The sequence below is a fragment of the Vagococcus entomophilus genome (genome assembly GCF_003987595.1).
Classification (GTDB): Bacteria; Bacillota; Bacilli; order Lactobacillales; family Vagococcaceae; genus Vagococcus_E; species Vagococcus_E entomophilus.
Window position 1 is genome coordinate 476492 of record NZ_NGJZ01000001.1, and the last position, 18986, is coordinate 495477.

At 36.7% G+C, this 18986-nt stretch carries 15 protein-coding genes; 10 read left to right on the forward strand and 5 right to left on the reverse strand.

Annotation, left to right across the window (positions count from 1 at the left end; genetic code table 11):
• Positions 1–112 precede the first annotated feature (112 nt).
• Positions 113–727: a ribosome biogenesis GTP-binding protein YihA/YsxC gene (yihA, locus tag CBF30_RS02180; protein WP_126822315.1), complete on the forward strand. Its 615-nt coding sequence runs from the start codon at positions 113–115 to the stop codon at positions 725–727.
• Between the two features lie 6 nt (positions 728–733).
• The gene (locus CBF30_RS02185; protein ID WP_126822317.1) at positions 734–1036 is read left to right on the forward strand and encodes a nucleoside triphosphate pyrophosphohydrolase family protein; all 303 of its coding nucleotides are present in this window, start codon (positions 734–736) and stop codon (positions 1034–1036) included.
• A 33-nt stretch (positions 1037–1069) separates the two neighbouring features.
• Here the strand turns inward: CBF30_RS02185 and CBF30_RS12050 are convergent, their stop codons facing one another.
• From CBF30_RS12050 to CBF30_RS02205, 5 genes are all read right to left on the reverse strand, one after another.
• Positions 1070–1204, reverse strand: a complete 135-nt coding sequence (locus CBF30_RS12050) for an SPJ_0845 family protein (RefSeq protein WP_281273570.1) — start codon at positions 1202–1204, stop codon at positions 1070–1072.
• A gap of 56 nt (positions 1205–1260) precedes the next feature.
• Complete coding sequence (locus CBF30_RS02190; RefSeq protein WP_170168909.1) at positions 1261–2388, reverse strand: NAD(P)/FAD-dependent oxidoreductase; 1128 nt, start codon at positions 2386–2388, stop codon at positions 1261–1263.
• Between the two features lie 138 nt (positions 2389–2526).
• Positions 2527–3396 carry a cation diffusion facilitator family transporter gene (locus tag CBF30_RS02195; RefSeq protein WP_126822321.1) on the reverse strand — a complete coding sequence of 290 codons (870 nt, stop codon included), beginning with the start codon at positions 3394–3396 and terminating at the stop codon, positions 2527–2529.
• Positions 3397–3534: 138 nt separating this feature from the next.
• On the reverse strand, positions 3535–4080 hold the full coding sequence (locus tag CBF30_RS02200; protein WP_126822323.1) for a biotin transporter BioY: 546 nt from the start codon (positions 4078–4080) through the stop codon (positions 3535–3537).
• 506 nt (positions 4081–4586) lie between these two features.
• Positions 4587–5312, reverse strand: coding sequence for an epoxyqueuosine reductase QueH (locus CBF30_RS02205; protein ID WP_126822325.1), 726 nt, complete (start codon positions 5310–5312; stop codon positions 4587–4589).
• A 196-nt stretch (positions 5313–5508) separates the two neighbouring features.
• Here CBF30_RS02205 and CBF30_RS02210 point away from each other — a divergent pair, with 196 nt between their 5' ends.
• The 8 genes from CBF30_RS02210 (at position 5509) to CBF30_RS02245 (ending at position 18842) form a co-directional block, all read left to right on the forward strand.
• A complete protein-coding gene (locus CBF30_RS02210) occupies positions 5509–6429 on the forward strand; it encodes a YitT family protein (RefSeq protein WP_126822327.1) in 921 nt (306 codons plus the stop codon).
• Positions 6430–6525: 96 nt separating this feature from the next.
• A complete protein-coding gene (gene lysA / locus CBF30_RS02215) occupies positions 6526–7839 on the forward strand; it encodes a diaminopimelate decarboxylase (RefSeq protein WP_126822329.1) in 1314 nt (437 codons plus the stop codon).
• 81 nt (positions 7840–7920) lie between these two features.
• Positions 7921–8757, forward strand: a complete 837-nt coding sequence (locus tag CBF30_RS02220; protein ID WP_126822331.1) for a serine hydrolase — start codon at positions 7921–7923, stop codon at positions 8755–8757.
• Positions 8738–9628: a C40 family peptidase gene (locus CBF30_RS02225; RefSeq protein WP_126822333.1), complete on the forward strand. Its 891-nt coding sequence runs from the start codon at positions 8738–8740 to the stop codon at positions 9626–9628. The genes CBF30_RS02220 and CBF30_RS02225 overlap by 20 nt, the downstream gene beginning before the upstream one ends.
• A 111-nt stretch (positions 9629–9739) precedes the next feature.
• Complete coding sequence (locus CBF30_RS02230; protein ID WP_126822335.1) at positions 9740–13318, forward strand: PD-(D/E)XK nuclease family protein; 3579 nt, start codon at positions 9740–9742, stop codon at positions 13316–13318.
• Positions 13315–17082, forward strand: a complete 3768-nt coding sequence (addA, locus tag CBF30_RS02235) for a helicase-exonuclease AddAB subunit AddA (RefSeq protein ID WP_126822337.1) — start codon at positions 13315–13317, stop codon at positions 17080–17082. Before CBF30_RS02230 ends, addA begins: the two co-directional genes overlap by 4 nt.
• 987 nt (positions 17083–18069) lie before the next feature.
• Entirely contained in the window at positions 18070–18381 is a 312-nt protein-coding gene (locus tag CBF30_RS02240) for a hypothetical protein (protein ID WP_126822339.1), read from the forward strand.
• 128 nt (positions 18382–18509) lie between these two features.
• Entirely contained in the window at positions 18510–18842 is a 333-nt protein-coding gene (locus CBF30_RS02245; protein WP_126822341.1) for a hypothetical protein, read from the forward strand.
• The last annotated feature ends 144 nt before the right edge of the window (positions 18843–18986 follow it).

An 18986-nucleotide genomic window follows, 5' to 3' on the forward strand; every position in this document is an offset into this window, starting at 1 on the left:
AGAACGTGAAACAACTTATGTTTCGCAACAGTTTTTTTTAGCATTCTGTAGGTAGCTTTTTTAAACTATGGTACAATAGTGGAGAATTAATTTTTGAGAAAGAGGTGAAGGGATGAAAGTTCATCATGCAGATATCGTGATTAGTGCGGTTGATAAAAAGCAATATCCAGAAACGGATATTCCAGAGATTGCTTTAGCTGGAAGGTCCAATGTTGGCAAGTCTTCTTTTATCAATACATTGTTGGAACGAAAAAACTTGGCTAGAACTTCTAGTAAACCAGGTAAAACCCAAACGCTAAATTTTTACCTCATTGAAAATAGTTTTCATTTTGTCGATGTTCCTGGATATGGTTATGCAAAAGTATCAAAAACAGAACGTGCAAAATGGGGCAAGATGATTGAAACCTATCTCACACAGCGGTCACAACTTAGAGCAGTTATTTCTTTGATAGATGTTAGGCATGCGCCATCTAAAGAAGATGTGCAAATGTATGAATTTCTAAAATATTATGATATTCCAGTGATTGTAGTAGCAACAAAAGCAGATAAGATTCCTAGAGGGAAATGGAATAAACACGAGAGCATGATTAAAAAATCACTGAATTTTGATGGGAATGATCATTTTATTTTATTTTCATCTGAAACAAAACAAGGAAAAGAACAAGCTTGGTCTGTTATTGAAGCCTATTTAGAACTTCCAGCAGATGACGCGGGGAATAAGGAATGAGAAACGATGGAATTTAATGAATATCAAGAATTAGCTAATCGGACACTTTATGGGACAGAACAGGTTTTGACTAACTGTGCTTTGGGCTTGGCAAGCGAAACAGGAGCAGTACTTGAGCAAATCCAAAAGTACACCTTTGAAAGCCAAGAGCTAAATCGGGATGCTTTAATCAAAGAATTGGGGGATGTCCTTTGGTATGTAAGTCAAATATCAGACTGGGCAAATATTCCTTTTGAAGAGGTTGCAACGAAGAATTTGGCTCATATTGATAGTAAAATGAACAGCCATCGACCCATTCAAAAAAATTAAAAAATAGCAAGCTGAGAAGACTCTCTCAGCTTGCTATTTTTTCGTTTCTTTTTTGTTTTTTTCCTTGTCGTTGCTTGATTCTTCAACTTTTTCTTTTTTATCTGGGTCAATCGCAAATTTATCAAACATTTCGTCTAATGAATCCTGACGTTTAAAAGTCAATCCCATAGTTTCCATCTCCTATTATTGTTTGATAATAGTTTAGCATAAAAATCGTAAGTTTGCTATTTCTCTTTTTTGGTTATGTAAGAACCGGGAGTATAACATTTAAAAGACAAAGTAGTTTTTTGTTCTAAAAGCTTTTGTGCCAGCATTTTTCCGATAATTGGTCCAGTCGTCAAACCAGAAGAGCCAAGACCACTTGCAACATATAAGTGCTTAGTAGAATCAGGAGCGCCAAAAAAAGGTAAATAGTCGGACGTATAAGCACGTGTACCAGTTCGAATAAATTCCTGTTTGAAGCTTGCGATTTTTGGTGCTAAATCGGAAGCGTGGACAATTAACTCATGAATTTTTTTAGAGTCAAAAGATAAGTCAAATGCTTGATCATTCTCGTGTGTGGCCCCAACGAGGAGTTCTCCATTTTGAGAAGGAATTAGGTCGCCTTCGCCCTGAGGCATTACGACTGGCCAAGTATGAGTCTGGAGCTTGGTTTGAAGCCCCACTAGCTGTCCTTTTTGTGGTCTAACATCAACGGTAAATCCTAAAGGTTCAAGTAAGGAAGGTAGCCAAGCACCAGTCGCAAGAATTAAAAAATCAAATGCTAATCGCTCTTGGTTCAAGTAAACGTCCCACTTATCTAGCTGAGGCTCAATGCCTGTTACTTTGCTCTGTCTAAATTCTCCGCCAGTCCGAATAAATGCCTGTTTTAACGTTTTAATGAGCAGTGCTCCATCTACTCTTGCTCCCCCTGATATGTATAGAGCATCAGTTTGGGGCTCTAACAGTGGGAATCTTTTTTTTATTTGTTCAGGAGATAAGCGAACAATTTCTCCAATCTCTGGTGCCTCTTTTTTTCTTTCGCCAGCTATTTTTTCTAATTTTTGGAGTAATTTTTCATTTTTTTTGAATAGAAGTGTCCCTACTTTAGCGTAGAGAGAAGGGGAAAATCCAGATACAAACTGTGTGAGATCTTCTAGCAACTCAGGGTAAAATTTTGCTCCTTCTCTTGCTAATTCATACCATGCCTTGTTGCGCCTTTGTGAGAGCCACGGAGAAATAATACCAGCTGCCGCACTTGTTGCTTGACCAAAACCATCATCAAGTAGCATTACCTGATGTTTGCCTGATTGTTGTAAATAAAAAGCAGCGGTTGAGCCAACAACTCCTCCGCCAATAATTCCAATTTTCAAAGAAATCCCTCCAGTAGGTTATGAGTTATTCCAGTATAATACAATAAATACAAATAGTAAAAAGGATGTGAGGCAAAAGTAACGTACTTTGCCTCACATCCCAAAGTTAAATAACTATTTTTAATCAAACCGATTTGTTTAAAATGGTTCAACGTGTACGTCAGTATCAAAAACTTTGTATTTTTCACTTAGCAGTTTTTCGATTTTTTCTGTAATATCGTGACTTTGTTTGACTGTCAGTGTAGAATCCATCAGTACAATGACATCTAAAAAAACATTGGCACCATAGGTTCTTCCACGAATGGCTCGAACATCCCGAACGCCGTCAATTGTTAAAATGTCTGCTGTATAAAGCTCTAATTGCTCTTCGGAAAAACCATCTGATAAAGAAAAGGCACTATCTCTAAAAATTTCAATTGCGGTTTTTACAATCAGTAATCCGACTACAATCGCAGCAAGATTATCAAGCCAGTACATATGAAAACTTGAAGCAACGATTGCTAACGCCGTTCCGATACTTGTCCAAGCATCGCTTCGATTGTCTTTAGCAGCTGCAAGTAAAGCACTACTTTTTACTTTAGCGGAAAGTTTTTTATTATAAAAATAAACGCCATACATGACAATTGCTGAAAAAATACCCACACAGGCAATAATGGGGTCCGGTTTTGAAAGTTCATGATGAAGCATGCTTTGAATAGACGAGAAAAGTACTTGTAAACCAACCATTAGCATGATGAATGAAGTCATCATACTGGCAACAGTTTCTACTTTCCAATGGCCGTATTTATGATCATCATCGGCTGGGCGTCTAGCCAATTTTAACCCGATTAATACCGCAACAGAGGCAATGATATCTGTTAGATTATTTAGTCCATCTGCTTGTAGTGCCTCGGAGTGGCCCCAAGATCCAACTGCTAATTTGAAAACAGAGAGAAAGATATAGGCTACAATACTTACAATGGCTCCCTTTTCAGCTGCTTTTAGCTCTTGGTAACGTTCTTCCATCATGTTCAATTCCCCCCATAACTATTTGTCACAATAGAAGCCATTATATCAGACCAAAGAACGAAAGACTAGGGATAAGGCAAGCCAAAATAATAAGACTTTTGTTATGAAATAAGGAAATAACACTTCCTAAATTAAAGACTAACTTTGGCTTAAAAAACGTTTAGGAAGTCTTTGATTTAAGATGATTCCTAAAATGCTGGCAGCAATCGCTTTAATAATTCCTCCAATAACAAATGGTGTAAAACCGACTGTAAATGCCTTAATCCAAGTGAGATCTAGTTGGAATTTTAGCCAAACAGTTCCAAGTACGAGGGAAATAAGAGCTCCTAATAAATTAGCCACAATTACTCTAGGATAGCTGGTATTTCTTTTAGATATCACTTTACCTGTTACATAAGCTTGAAGTAAAAAGGCTAGTAAGTAACCACCAGTGGGGCCAAATAAGACACCAATACCAGCGTGAGCACCAGCAAAAACTGGTAAGCCAATTGTTCCCAGTAATAGGTAAATAAAAACTGTGACAGTACTATTTAGCGGTGAAAGTAAAGTTGCAATGAGCCCAATTGCAAAAGTTTGACCAGTTAAAGGTACTGGTCCCAAGGGAATAGTAAATTGTGCTAGAATTGCGATGAGTATAGCACATTCAGCGTTAATAATTTGTTGTTTTATCTTTGTGTTTCGCATAAAGCACCTCTTTGTTAACTTTTTTAGAATTAAAGGTTAACATTAAAAGCGGAAATTTGCAACAAAAAAAGAAAGCAAGTTGAAGGAAAGTACAACCATTTTGTGATCCAAACCAAAAGAGTAGTTCACTTTATAGCTTTACTCTCTTTAATCCAGTAGTTAATGGTAAGGGGATTAAATGTTCTAAAATTCTTTGATTGTTTCCAAAAGAGAGCTGATTTTTGATACTATCGACTGTTCTACCAATTGAATGGATTATTTTTTTCGGTATCAGAGGTCAGAGCGTAGTAAGCATGAAACATTTCGCTGGGGAAATTGGCTAAAGCTCTTCTTTTATTGGTATTGGGACTCTTTCATTCTCTATGAGAATAATTATGTGTGACCATGATCAAGCACCTCCAAACTTATGTTACTAAATTAGAGGTGCTCTTTTTAGTCGTATCTTATTATCGCATCAGTTCTAACACTCTTTCTTGTCTCTTTTTATTTGACTTTCAAGTTGGTAGTTACTGGTGCGAGGAATTTAAAAAGGCTGTAGCTTCTTTATTCACGTCTTTAAGTGAAATCCCTTGTTTTTGAGCTGCAAAGAGACAACCACAGTAGCACTGACGATATACATTGTATTCCTTGCATAATTCTACGGAGCGTTTGTAGCCATTGTTCTTTTTAAAATCACTAGGCAAATAATTGACTGAAAATATTTTTTGGATTTCAATACCGATGGAGTTAATCACTTGACTATTCTTTTTGGGAGAGAGTGTTAACGCGCTACCGAAATAATCAAAGGCCAACTCTTGGGCTTTTTTGGCAACCAAATCTAGACGCATTTGAAAACAAGCACTACACCTTTTTCCCCCTTCAGGTTCGTCAACTAAATGCTTTTCTTGGACCATTTTTACAAACTGATTTGGCTCATATGGGGCACTCAGAAACTGAATATTGGTATTATTTTTAGCATTAAAATCTCTGATAAAGTCTTTTTGGACTTGCTCGCGTCTCAAATACTCACTTCTTGGATGAATATTGGAATTCGCAAAATAAATCGTAATATCAGCAAATTGATTGAGGTATTCTAAAGTATAAGTACTACAAGGGGCACAGCAACTATGCAATAAAATCTTAGGGCGAATAGTTTGCGTTTGCCAGGTTTGAATCATTTTTTGTAGTAACCGATCATAGTTGATTTTTTGGTTGGGGTTCATTTTTTCTAGTAACTCATCTGCATTAATCATAAAAGACACCTCTAAATAGTAGCATTTAAAAATCAATCAAATATTTCTTCATTTTTCTACGGAATATTGACTTTATACTTATACTATCACGAAAAAAAAAAAGTCGAAAGAAAATTAAGTAAAAAAGCTTTTCAAATGGGTCAGTTCTTGCTATTCTTAGTCTTGGTTCCGCGATAAATTTTTAAGGAGAATGAGAATGAGCAAAATGGAAGCCTACAGAAAAAGTGAGAAGTTGAAGAAAGCACTTGTGATTTTGATGACAGGGATCACTTCAGCCATTGCTTTGAATATGTTTTTAACCCCAGCAAAAGTTTTTTCTGCTGGAATGAACGGAGTATCGCAATTATTATCCAGCATTTTGGAAACGACTTTTAATATACATATCAGTACCGGGATATTTATATTGATTTTAAACGTACCGATTGCAATTCTCGGATGGGTAAAAATAGGGAAGTCATCGACAATTTTGAGTTTTGTCAATGTAGTTTCTGTGACATTGTTTACGTTGATTATTCCCGTACACTCTATTTCAACTAACCCTTTGATGAATGCTATCATTGGTGGCGTGCTTGTTGGGATTGGGATTGGGTTTTCTTTGAAATATGGGTTTACAACAGGTGGAACCGATATTATTTCGCTCATTTTGTCTAAAACAACGGGTCGAACTGTCGGGAGTCTGTTATTTACGATTAATTTAGTCGTAATCTTTTTGGCAGGTCTTTTGTTTAACTGGGAAAGTGCGCTTTATACGATTATTTCAATTTATTGTATGACTCAAGTTACAGACATGATACATACGAGTAACCAAAAAATTACGGCAATGATTATTACTCAGGAACCACAATCTGTCATGAGTTCTATTCAAAAAAGATTAGTCCGCGGCATGACTTTGATACCAGCAAAAGGAGCAAGGTCCAAGGTTCAAGGTGAAATGATTTTGATCGTGATCACGAGGTACGAAGTGTACGATTTAGAACAGGCAATTTATGAAATTGATCAAAATGCTTTTGTAAATATTATGCCCACACAAACGGTTCTAGGGAAATTTTGGAATGAGGAAGAGCAAAAAGTAATTAAGAAAACTTGGGATAAAATTGAAAAAAAAGAAAACGAATAATTATACAAAAATCATACAAAAATAACAGCTTTGGCTGTTATTTTTTTTCTAAATATGCTATGATTTTCTAAACTATTATAAAAGGATGTTGGCAAGATGAAAGAATGGCTATCAGGAACATCGGCTATAAACGAAAAAGGTCACCTCTGCATCGGTGGGTGCGATACGGTGACATTATCCGAAAAATTCGGTACGCCTCTTTTTGTTTATGACGTGGCATTGATTAGAAAAATGGCTCGTGGTTTTAAAGAAGCTTTTGAGCAATTAGGTATGAAACATAAAGTAGCATATGCGAGTAAAGCATTCACTTGTTTAGCAATCTATCAATTGATTGAACAAGAAGGCTTAAGTTGTGACGTTGTCTCTGCGGGAGAGTTGCATACTGCGCTAAAAGCAGGTATGGCTCCAGAAAAGATTGCGTTTCATGGAAACAATAAAACTTTTTTTGAGTTAGAAATGGCTGTGAACGAAAAAGTGGGTACAATTATTGTAGATAATTTTACCGAGATTGCCTTACTTTCAGAAATACTGTCACAAACGCAAACAACACAAAATGTCTTACTCAGATTGGCGCCAGGAATTGATGCGCATACACATGAGTTTATCATGACTGGACAGGAGGACTCAAAATTTGGTTTTGATGTTAAAAGTGGTCAAGCAGAACGGGCGCTTAAATTGGTTTTAGACAATCCGCATTTTTGTTTAAAAGGGTTACACTGTCATATCGGCTCCCAAATTTTTAATACAGAGGGGTTTCATGCGGCGACTGAGAAAATGATTGACCTAATGGTAGAGTGGGAACATCACTATCAGTTTACTGCTGAAGTTTTAAATTTAGGTGGTGGCTTTGGTGTCCACTATACAGAAGAAGATGAGCCGCTTGAAGCCGCAGAATATGTGCGCCAAATTGCTCAGATTGTTAAAAAGAGTTGCCAAGAGCATCTGTATCCTCTTCCGGAAGTATGGATCGAACCTGGACGATCAATTGTGGCTGAGGCAGGGACGACTTTGTATTCAGTTGGAGCAGTAAAAGAGATTCCGTCAATTCGTAAATATGTTTCGGTTGATGGGGGAATGGGCGATAATATTCGTACAGCTTTATATGATGCTAAGTATCAAGCAAAAGTTGCCAATCGGATGAGAGACAGACAAGAGCTAGAAGAAGTGGCCATTACAGGAAAGTATTGTGAGTCAGGAGATATGTTAATCCATAGTATTCAGCTTCCAAAATTGCATTACGGGGATCTTATTGCTTTGCAGACAACAGGGGCATATGGTTATTCTATGTCTAGTAACTACAATCGTAATCCTCGTCCTGCAGTTGTGTTTGTTGAAGAGGGGGCAGCTCAGTTGGTTATTCAGCGTGAAACGCTCGAGGATTTAATTCACTTAGATCTTCCTTTAAAATGAAGTAGAAAAAAGACGAGAATACGCTAGAGTGCGATTCTTGTCTTTTCGTAAATAGCCTGAGAAGTTTAGGAGGGAAAAACAGTGGATTTAGAAAGAGCAATGTTTGAACTCACAAAAAAATATACAGCATTTTTCAAACCTAGTTACTACATCCAGACATCCGACGGAGCAGCATTCGGTCTGTGCGAGCACGAATTGAGATGGTCAGCAAGTGAAATAAAGCTACCTATTTATTTATATTACATGGAACAAGTTGTCAAAGGAAACATTGATCCCACTTTAAACATACGCATACCAATTGATCACGTTCGGATAACTGGGTCAGGTGTGGTGCATCTTTTAAAAGAAAAATCAGTGTTTACGATTCAAGAATTGCTTCAGTATATGATTGCTGTTTCAGATAACGAAGCGACCAACCAACTCATTCGATATGTTGGTTTGACTACGATAAAAGCTTGGGCTAAAAAAAAGCACTGGGGCAACGAAGTTTTACTCAAAAGATATCTGATGGACTACGAAGCAAACGTAGCGAATGAATTGTCTGCTTACGGAGGGGTCGGCGTTTTAAGCGAGATAATAGCACTAGGAAAGCGATATCCTGCTTATAAAGAGCAGATTGAGCGGCCATTTTTAAAGCAACAATTGCGGAGCTATCTTCCTGGTGCTTTGGATGAAAGAGAAATAAAACATTTGACGATGCTAAATAAGACCGGAGAGGATCCAGATGTTCGCCATGACATTGCTCTTTTTAGATATCAAGCAAAAGAAATTTATGTAGCAACCTTTACCAATCAATTGATAGAAGAAGCTAAAGCGATTGAGTGGATGCAAGAAGTCGGAAAGCTAGTCTTTCATGCAAGTAGTGGACTGTATATCAAGAAAGGAAACGTGAGTAAAGATGAATTATTGGCTGAATAAACCCTCAACCTTTTTGTGGAAGTCACCAAATGACCATCCTCTAAAGGAAATGTTAAGAGCTCAAAAACGACGTGCGTATACATTTTATACGTTATCTGATGATGCTTGTCTGAAGCTGTATCAAGAACGGCTAGTAGACTCAGAGTTATGCTATGGTACAGAAGTTGAAGTTCTGGATGAAACGGATACTTACTATCAGGTTGCCGTGCCTTCACAAAGGAATCATGCGTTTAAAAACGGATATGAAGGCTGGATTTTTAAGGAAGATATCGATGTGTATCCAGGTGAAATCTTGGAAGGGGAGCAAAAGATTGTTGTTTTTCAACAAGAGGCAGAAATTTTGGTGGAAAGTAGTCCACAGGTAATCAAAGTTTCGCTAGGAACGGTTCTGCCATTCATTCAAGAAGAAGGAGATTTTTTCTATGTGCAAACGCCAAATGGTCGAGGAAAAGTTGCTAAAGAGGTAGCTCAGTTTTATAACAAGAACCAAAAAGAGGCAAAAAAAAGACTAATTGAGTTAGCCAAATCTTATCTGGATTTACGCTATGTTTGGTCGGGAGTGACACATTCAGGATTTGATTGTTCAGGCTTTATTTACACTTTGTTCAAAACCTTTGGCTGTGTATTGAGTCGGGATGCAGATGATCAGTCCCTAGAAGGACAAGAAGTTACATACTTAGAGGCTCATCCGGGAGATGTTCTTTATTTTGCTTATGATGAAGGAAAAGGAGTCGTCCATCATGTGGGACTTTATCTAGGTGAGGACCAAATGATTCATTCCCATACTCCAGGGTCTAAAGTAATGATTTCAACCATTTCTGGGACAAAGTATGAATCGGAGCTCTGTACGGTCAGAAGACACCTGCTTTAAAAATAAGAAAGAACGTGAAATCTTTTCTCTAAATGAAAGAGAGAGGATTTTTCTTTTTTAGTTCGTCCTATGTTAAACTATAAAAGAAAAAGTGAGTGAGGTGTTCAAATAGTGGGACTAGAATTTATCATTGGACCTGCTTCGTGTAATCACGAAAAAGCGTTAGTCCAAAAAGCGCAAGAATGGTTAAATAAAGATACGCGGCATGAGGTTTTTTACCTTGTACCCAATCATGTTAAGTTTGAAACGGAGATCAATGTTTTAAAACAATTAAAAGAAAAAAATGACCCAGAATCAAGTAGTTTTACAGCAACCAACTTACAAGTGTTTAGTTTCTCTAGGCTTGCGTGGTACTACTTGCAACATACAGCTATGTATCCTAAAAATCCGCTCAGTGAAGCGGGAAACTATATGGTGATTCGGAAAATACTACAAGAAAACGAAGCGAGATTGACCGTTTTTAGAGGAGAAATCAAAAAAAGAGGTTTCATCGAAAAATTGGCAGAGTTATTTGATGAATGGCAAAGTGGGAACATTGGCGTTTCTGACTTGGAAGCTGTAGTAGCGCAACTGGATCACTCACCAAAATCAGTGGACTTTCAATTAAAATTGCAAGATTTTGAATGCATTTATGCGGCTTATCTTGAAAAAATGGTGCTAGAGTCTGTGGGCTCAAAACAGCTTATTTTAAGTCTAGCTACCTATCTGCAAGAGCAAAATATTGGGCATATTCTTTTTATTTTATCAGGCTTCTCGAGCTTTACAGCAACAGAGGAGGTATTGATTCAGACTTTAATAGAAAAAGCAGGTGAAGTGAAAGTTGGACTTGTGCTGAATCAAGGGAGCATAGATTCAGAGCCTGAAAAAACAGCTCTTTTTTATGATTCCAAATTGCTTTATTATCGTTTGTACCATAAGGCGAGAGCTCTTGGTGTGCCCGTCTATAACGATACCAAATTAACGCTTCAAGAGGCGCAAGTGGCACAAGATATCAAACAATTAGATGCTTATTGGCAACAATCGCAAGAGTTAAGCGGAAATAATCAAGCTCATCACGTAGCAACAAACGATATGCTTCAAATTTGGCGTGCAGAATCCCCGTATGCAGAGGTCAGTCATGTTGCCAGAGAAATTCGAAAATTAGTGGTTAGTGGCAAGTATCGTTACCGAGATATTGCTGTTTTGACGAGGGATTTAGAGCATTATCGTAGTGTGTTTACGCCGGTATTCAAAGCGCATGAAATTCCAGCAGATTTAAATTTTGAAGTGAAAATGGAACATCACCCTTTAATTGAGTATTTAAATGCTTTATTTGCACTTGTTCAAAGAAATTTTCGCTATCCAGATGTGATGCGTTTCCTTAGAAGTGAATTGTTTTTTCCGGGGATAGAGGGTCAACTTTCCTTAGTTGAATGGCAGAAAAAGCGGCAAGAGCAAAGAGAAAAAGTTGATTTAACTGAAAATGTGATGCTTGCGTATGGTTACGAGGGATATTACTGGACACAAGAAAAAGATTGGCAATATGTCTTTTATGATTTTGAGGAGCAGACGACAGATGTCGAGCGAAATCTTAAGATTCAAGAGGTTTCAAATGAGATTCGGAATTTACTTAGGAAAAATGTGTTGCCACTTTTTGATCAATTAAAAAAAGTGGCAGATGGACGAGAGGCGATAACATGTTTATATCAATTTTTGCTGAATTCTGGGACAGCCCAGACGTTGCTTTTTTTAAGAGATGAAGAGATTTCATTAGGTAATTTAGAAATGGCTAGAAACCATGAACAAGCTTGGAAAACATTGATGACTTTATTTGATGAATTTGTTCAGGTGTTGGGCGATGATCCATTTGAACTAGAGACATTTGTAGAAATTTTGCAAGCGGGATTAGAAGGAGCAAAATTTAAAAAAGTCCCTGTAACGCTTGATCAGGTGAGTGTTTCTGCCCTAGATTTGGTTCATGCCGAAAAAAAGAAAGTGGTATTTATCGTAGGTGTAACGGATCAGTTGCTGCCTCAAAAAGTTGAAAATAAAACCTTGTTATCACAAGAAGAACGTGATTTGTTTGATCGTACCTTGCCAGATGAGAAATTTTTGCAAGTAGATACTACGAGAACAATTGCAAGAGAACCGTTTATTGCCTATTTAGCGTTTACTTCTGCTCAAGAAAAATTATATATGAGCTATCCTACTTACTGTGATTGGGCAAAAGAAAGCCGTATCTCTGCTTATTTAGCTAGAATTGCTCAAGGGCTTCATGTCGAGATTAAAGAGAAATCGTTTATGGCAGATGGAAGGGCCACATCTACTGAATTTATCAGTACCAAACGCGCATTGATGAGTGAACTTATCCAGTTAAAACGTCAAGAAAAAGAAGACGGTCTTTCTTTGTCAGTTTTTTGGCAGCAGTTGGAGCGGTATTTGATGAAGGGAAAAGCAGAGGAACCGCTGCTTCAAACTATTTTTTCAAGTTTGTCCTACAAAAATACACCCGAAACGCTTAATTCGGATATTGTGACAGACCTTTATGGCGAAACCATCCATGCTTCTGTTTCAAAAATTGAAAGTTTTTATCAGTGTGAATATCAGTATTTTGTCAATTATGGCTTGAAATTAAAAGAACGAGAAATTTTTGGATTATCACCAGCTGCAACGGGAGAGTTTTTTCACGAAGCATTAGATTATTTGTTTAAAGTGCTCATTCGTGAGGGCATTTCACTTGCGACCATCAATCACGAAGAGCTTTTACGACTGACAGATGGTGTATTAAGTGAAATCTTAGGCGAGCAAAAGTTTGCCATATTGCATGCATCTAATCGAATGAATTACATCCGGTATCAATTAAGCAAAACCATTCAACGAGTGAGTTGGGCTTTGCAAAAACAAAGTCAACGAACCGGGATGACTACGCTGCAAACAGAAGTGTTATTTGGTCAGTTTGCAACGCAACAAGGTGGTTTGGACAGCTTGAGTTTTGACCTGACGGGTGGGAAACAATTAAAAGTCAGAGGGAAAATTGATCGGATTGATCAGATTAAAACGGATGAAGCAATTTATCTAGCTGTAATTGATTACAAATCAAGTGCACATAAGTTTGATTTTCGCGATGCCTACTATGGTGTGGCGATGCAAATGATTACTTATTTAGACATTGCACTTAGTCAAGCAGTAAAACTGGTGGGGCAAGCAGTGAAACCAGCTGGCGCATTTTATCTGCATGTCAAAAATCCAGTTATTGATGGCGAAATTTCTGATGAAAAATATATGGAAAAAATGTTACAAGAATTTGGCTACCAAGGTCTACTTTTGAAAGATGAAGCACTGGTTCGAAAACTAGATCCAACTGTTGAGCCGAAAACAAAATCACTGGTTTATCCCTTTAATGAAACTGCCAAAGGGGAAATAAAGTCGAATCAATTTGTTGATGAGGGGCAAATGAGTGCATTACTGGCGCATAATCAAAAGAATTTTAAAAAAGCAGGCGAAAAAATATACGAAGGCGAGCTATTGCTAAACCCAGCTTATCGGGATAAACAACGAATTGCTTGTAGTTTTTGTCCATTCAAAAGTGTATGTACCTTTGATCCAATGTTAGCTGAAAATACGTACCACCGCTTAGATAAGTTAAAGAAAGAGGACGTTTTGAAGCGAATACTAGACGAGAGCACCGAAGAGGGAGGCGAAGAAAAATGATTCCATTAAAACCAGAGAAAAGTAATTTTACAGATGGACAGTGGCAAGCAATCTATGACACGGGAACTAATATTTTGGTTTCAGCTTCTGCTGGTTCGGGTAAAACAACGGTTCTTGTAGAGCGTGTGATTGAAAAAGTGAAAGCGGGCGTAAATATTGACGAATTGTTGATTGTGACCTATACAGAAGCGGCAGCAAAGGAAATGAAAGCACGGATCGAACGTTCGTTAAAAGAAGCCATCCAAAAAGAAAAGGATCTTGCAGTAAAAAAACGCTATGTTCATCAGCTTACGCTCTTACCCACTGCAACGATTAGTACCTTGCATGCGTTTTGTTTACAAGTGATTAGACGATATTATTACTTCATTCATTTAGATCCAGTATTTCGTTTATTAACAGATGAAACGGAGATGCTCTTATTAAAAGAAGACGTCTGGGGAGAGTTGCGAGAAAAGTTATACGGAGAAGAAGACGAACTTTTTTATCAGCTGACGGAAAATTTTTCCAATGATCGAAGCGATGAAGGGTTTACTCAGCTAGTCCTTTCTTTGTACGAGTTTGCTCGAGCAAATCCCAATCCGACTGCTTGGTTGCAATCGCTTAAAGAAACTTACCAAGTCGAAAATGGTATTGAAGAATCATCCCTCTATCAAAAAGTGCTAAAACCTGATATTTTAATGAAACTAAACCTCGCTAAAAAAAATGTCAATGAGATGGAGCGTTTAGTTGAGGGGGAAGAAGAATTACAAAAAACCGCGCAGATTGTTCTTAACGAAGCACAGTATGTCAGACAATTGTCAGAGATGATGGAAAAGGATCAACTTGAGGATAGCTACCATTATTTGCAAGCAATGGAGTTTGTCCGTTTTGCTGGTGCGAAGAGAAGTGCAGAAGAAGCAATAAAAGAGGTAGCTCAAACAATTAAGCAAAAAAGAGATGAAAATAAACACTTGTTAACGGAGATGAGAAAAGGACTATTTGCTCTTTCTCCTCAAATAATGATTGATTTGATGAGTCGCTCGGCCGAACTCGTTCAGAAAATGAGTGAAGTTGTTCAACAATTTGATCAAGAATACCGAGCTAGAAAAAGAGAAAAGGGCGTTTTAGACTTCAATGATCTCGAGCATTATACCTTAGAGATATTAGCTCATTTTGATCAAGAAACTAAGGAATGGCAAGCAAACGAGGCTTCTAATCATTACCGTGAAAAATTTGCAGAAGTGCTGATTGATGAATATCAAGATATTAATAGACTTCAAGAAAGTATTCTTTTCTGGCTAAGAAAACCGACAGAGAATCAAGGAAATTTATTCATGGTGGGAGATATCAAACAATCTATTTATTCGTTTCGTCTCGCAGATCCAACTCTTTTCCTAGAAAAATATGTGGCTTATGAAAAAGAAAAAGATGGTCGCCGTATTATCCTTGCAGAAAATTTCCGGTCACGTAAAGAAGTACTTGATTTTACTAACTTAGTTTTTATGCAATTGATGAATAGTCCATTAGGCCAAATGGAATACGATGCGGATGCTCAACTCGTTTTAGGGTATCAAGAATTTCCAGAAGATTCCTGTCATCAAACGGAGCTCTTAATCTATGAGAGTGGAAATGATGCAACAGAGGAAATTGAGGAGATGGATGAACAGTTTGTGATTGATGATCGAACTGAGGGCGAATTGATGATGGTGGGACAAAAAATCAGCGAACTCATAGAGTCGAAGTTTCCTGTATATGATAAAAAAGAGAAAAAAAACCGGCCGATTCGCTATGAAGATATTGTGCTTTTGACACCGACAAAGAAAAATAATCTTGTCTTGTTAGACGTTTTACAGCAATTTGGAATTCCGTTAAAAGTGAACGATACGCAAAACTATTTTCAGGCAACAGAAATTCGAATTATGATGGCTTTACTGAGCATCATTGATAATCCCTATCAAGATATTCCACTGGTTTCTGTTTTACGCTCACCTATTGTCGGGCTTGGTGAGAATGAGCTGGCAATCATTAGGGTGCAAGATAAGGCGAATTCTTTCTATGAGGCCTTACTTGCTTATCATCAACAAACTAATCTGAAAAAAGACATCATTGGCTTAAGACAAAAAGTTGAGCAGTTCCTCTCTCAATTGCAAAGATGGCGGACGCTCGCTAGAAATCGCGAACTAATGACGTTGATTTGGACAATCTATGAAGAAACAGGGTTTTTAGACTACGTTGGCGGGTTGCCTTCTGGGCTTCAACGTCAAGCCAATCTTCATGCCTTATATGAGCGTGCAAAAAACTACGAGGAAACAAGCTACAAGGGGCTATTCCAGTTTGTAAGATTTATTGAAAAAATGCAAGAAAAGGACAAAGACTTAGCTGAGCCGAATCTTTCTGGCGAAGAGGATGCTGTTCGGGTGATGACGATTCATGCAAGTAAAGGATTAGAATTTCCTGTTGTGTTTGTTCTGGATATGACAAGAAGGTTTAATCTTTCTGATATTCGCCGTAGGTATCTATTTGATGAACAGCTTGGAGCGGGAATTCACTACATGGAGCCCAAAACAAGAAAATCTTTTACGACTTTACCAATGATTGCGATAAAAGAGGTCAAAAAGAAACGATTGTTGTCAGAGGAAATGCGCAAATTATATGTTGCCTTGACAAGAAGTGAGGAAAAACTCTTTCTGGTAGGATCCTATAAGGACCAAGAAACGGCTTGGAAAGAATGGAGTAGTGTCGCAGATGAGGAAGAAGTAGTTCTCAGTGAAGCTAGTAGACTATCTAGTCAGCATCTGCTGAAGTGGGTTGGGATGACATTGATTAGACATCCAGATGCCAAACAAGACGAGTGGGAAACTGCCAATGTTCCAGTTATTCTTGAGCATCCTGCTCATTTCCAAATCAACTTTTATCAATCCAAAGATTTCATGGAAAAGCAAACAAGTAGCAGTGTACTTGGCGAGGTAAAGAAAAACCAGCTTCAGTCTATCGAGATCGAACGAGAACTTAAAGAAGCTTACTCTTTGTTAGACTATCAATACGTCAATCAAGTGGCGACACATACGACTAGTTATCAGTCTGTTTCTGAGTTGAAAAGAGTATTCGAAGATCCAGATCAGTCAGAGTTGCATAACCTGGAAATTCGTTCGGAAAAAATATCTAGCGATCGTTCTTATCGTTTTGTACAAAATGAATTAGGGAAACCAGCATTTTTGAATACTTCTAGTAAAGTAAGCTACGCAGAAATAGGGACGGCAACCCATCTCATTATGCAACGGATCTCGTTGAAGAAAAAACCTTTACTGCTAGAGATTAAGAATTTGTTGGCACAACTTGTGCAAGAAAAAGCGATTGTACCAGAAATAGCAGACAAGATTGATCTTGAAGCAATTGAATATTTTTTTGCGAGTCAGCTTGGACAGGCCTTAATTGAAAATGAAGCAACAGTTCAAAGAGAGCAACCATTCTCAATGCTACTACAAGCAAATGAAATTTTTTCAAACTATCCAAAGGATGTAAGGGACTCGATTTTGGTCCATGGGATTATTGACGGGTATTTTTTGACGGACAAAGGGTACGTTTTGTATGATTTTAAAACAGATTACATTCAGAATCCGAATGATCAAACAGAATTAGCAAACATGATAAAAAAATACAAAGGCCAACTGAATTTATATCAAAAAGCACTAGAAGAGTCTAAAGGGAAAAAGGTCTGTGAAGTATGGCTTGTGCTGCTATCAGCAAAACAAGCGGTGAATTTACTGGACGAAACAACAATGTGAATATTTTAATTGTATTATTAATGAACTCATATAAAAAAAACAGGTAATTTTTATTAAGTAGTTGTATTATGTGTATATACCAATTATCCCGAATTGGTTTTTCATACTTACTCCTACCAAGAGTAAACAACAACCTTCATTTCCATCACTGCGACGGCAGTGATGGTTTTTTTCTATTAATAAGTTGTTATAATAGCATTTTATAGATAAGTGGTAGTTATTTATATCAAGAGAATAAGTGCTCGTGAAAAAAAATTACCACAAAAAAATAAAATTAGAAACGTTCTAAAATATTCTAGAACATGCTAGTGGTCTTAACTTCTTTTATTTTTTAATAAATGAGTATAGGCATCTAAAATAGTCGTAATCTTTTTGTGCCCAAGACGTTCCGATACATATTTCGCACATTACTGAAGCAGCAGTGTTGTTTTTGTATACTTTAGTAGACAAAATAGAAAAAATCAAATATTTACTGTATACTTTTATTAGCTTTATTTTATTTTTGATTTAATTAAAAAAAGTGGCGTAAAATTGAAGAAAAGTTTTAAATTGTTGGTTGGTAAGGGAATAACAGTTTTTTTGTTTTATTTACAAAAAACTAAAATTTTATGAAAAAGTTGTTTCGGATGGATCATTATTTATGACAAGTATCCGCTGGGAAATTTTTTGAATGAGCTTTATTCCTACTTGAACTAGTGAGTATAGAATGTTAGGTAGTAATTTAGCTAGAAAAGTTGCAAATTACGCAGATATCCATTTTTTAAATAACGGTAGCGCAACAAAACACATTCATATCAAGTTCTCGTTAGATTATAATTTGAAAAGCATGATTCCTAATCATTGCTCTGAGCTGGTTGACCAAGCGTATTACTATGATTCAAGCTACTTGTTATGCAATCGACTATTCCTTGGGAGAGATCCTTCCAGTAAATCTGCCAACAACTTTTTCTTCAAGTTATGAGCCATCTTTTGTAGGGAGGAAATCGTATGCGAAGAATCTTAGGCTTTTTATCATTTGTTTTATTAATTTGGCTACACATTTCTTATGGAAGTTTTGGGATACATGATTTTTGGCACAATATGTGGGTAAAAATAGATGTATGGATAAAAAATGCTAATATTGCATTAATGCTTTTGATTCCTGTGTTTTCTTTTACAATTTGCAGTATCAATGCTATCTATGAAAAAAATAAATTTTTAAAAAGTATTTTTTTCATAATGTTGATTCTTTCGGTTAGCAGTTTAGGCTTTTTCATTTTCGTGTTCTTAGTAGGAACTGGAACTAGCTTTACAGGATAAATCCTTATATGGAAAGTAATAGCGAAATTTCAAATTATCACCTCAGATTTTACGTTTGAAATTGAGTTTGTTTGGGAGAAATCGATAGATTATTTTCTGTATAGTATTAATTTAAAGGAAGTGTTCTCGTGGAGGAATTTCAAAAAGATTTGATAACTAACGTACTAGAAAAACTAGCAGAAAAAAACAATTTAATTTTAGGATCGTTAGAGTTATTAAAGTTTGATGTTTCAAAAGATGAAGTTGACATTCTATTTGGTTACTTGGTTAGAGAAAAAATGGCTGGGAAAAAAGTATCTTTTAACAATTTTGTTGATAAATATATAGAAACCAGAAATTTAAAAGTAAATTTAGAAGATGTAGAAATAATAGAAGAATTAGAAATGAATGTAAAAAAATTACTTATCGGAATGAGAAATGAGGAAAAATTTGTTTCCGTAATTAATGAAATGTTGGAATAAGAAGAAAACTAGTTCGGATGAATTGGCTTTTTATTTACTTTTGAAAAAATTACTCATTAAAAAATTGTCGACCTCTAGTAGTGTAAAAAACATAGGAGGTCGACAATTCTGTAAAAAGCCTGTTTTTGTAGTGTTTTGTTTGTA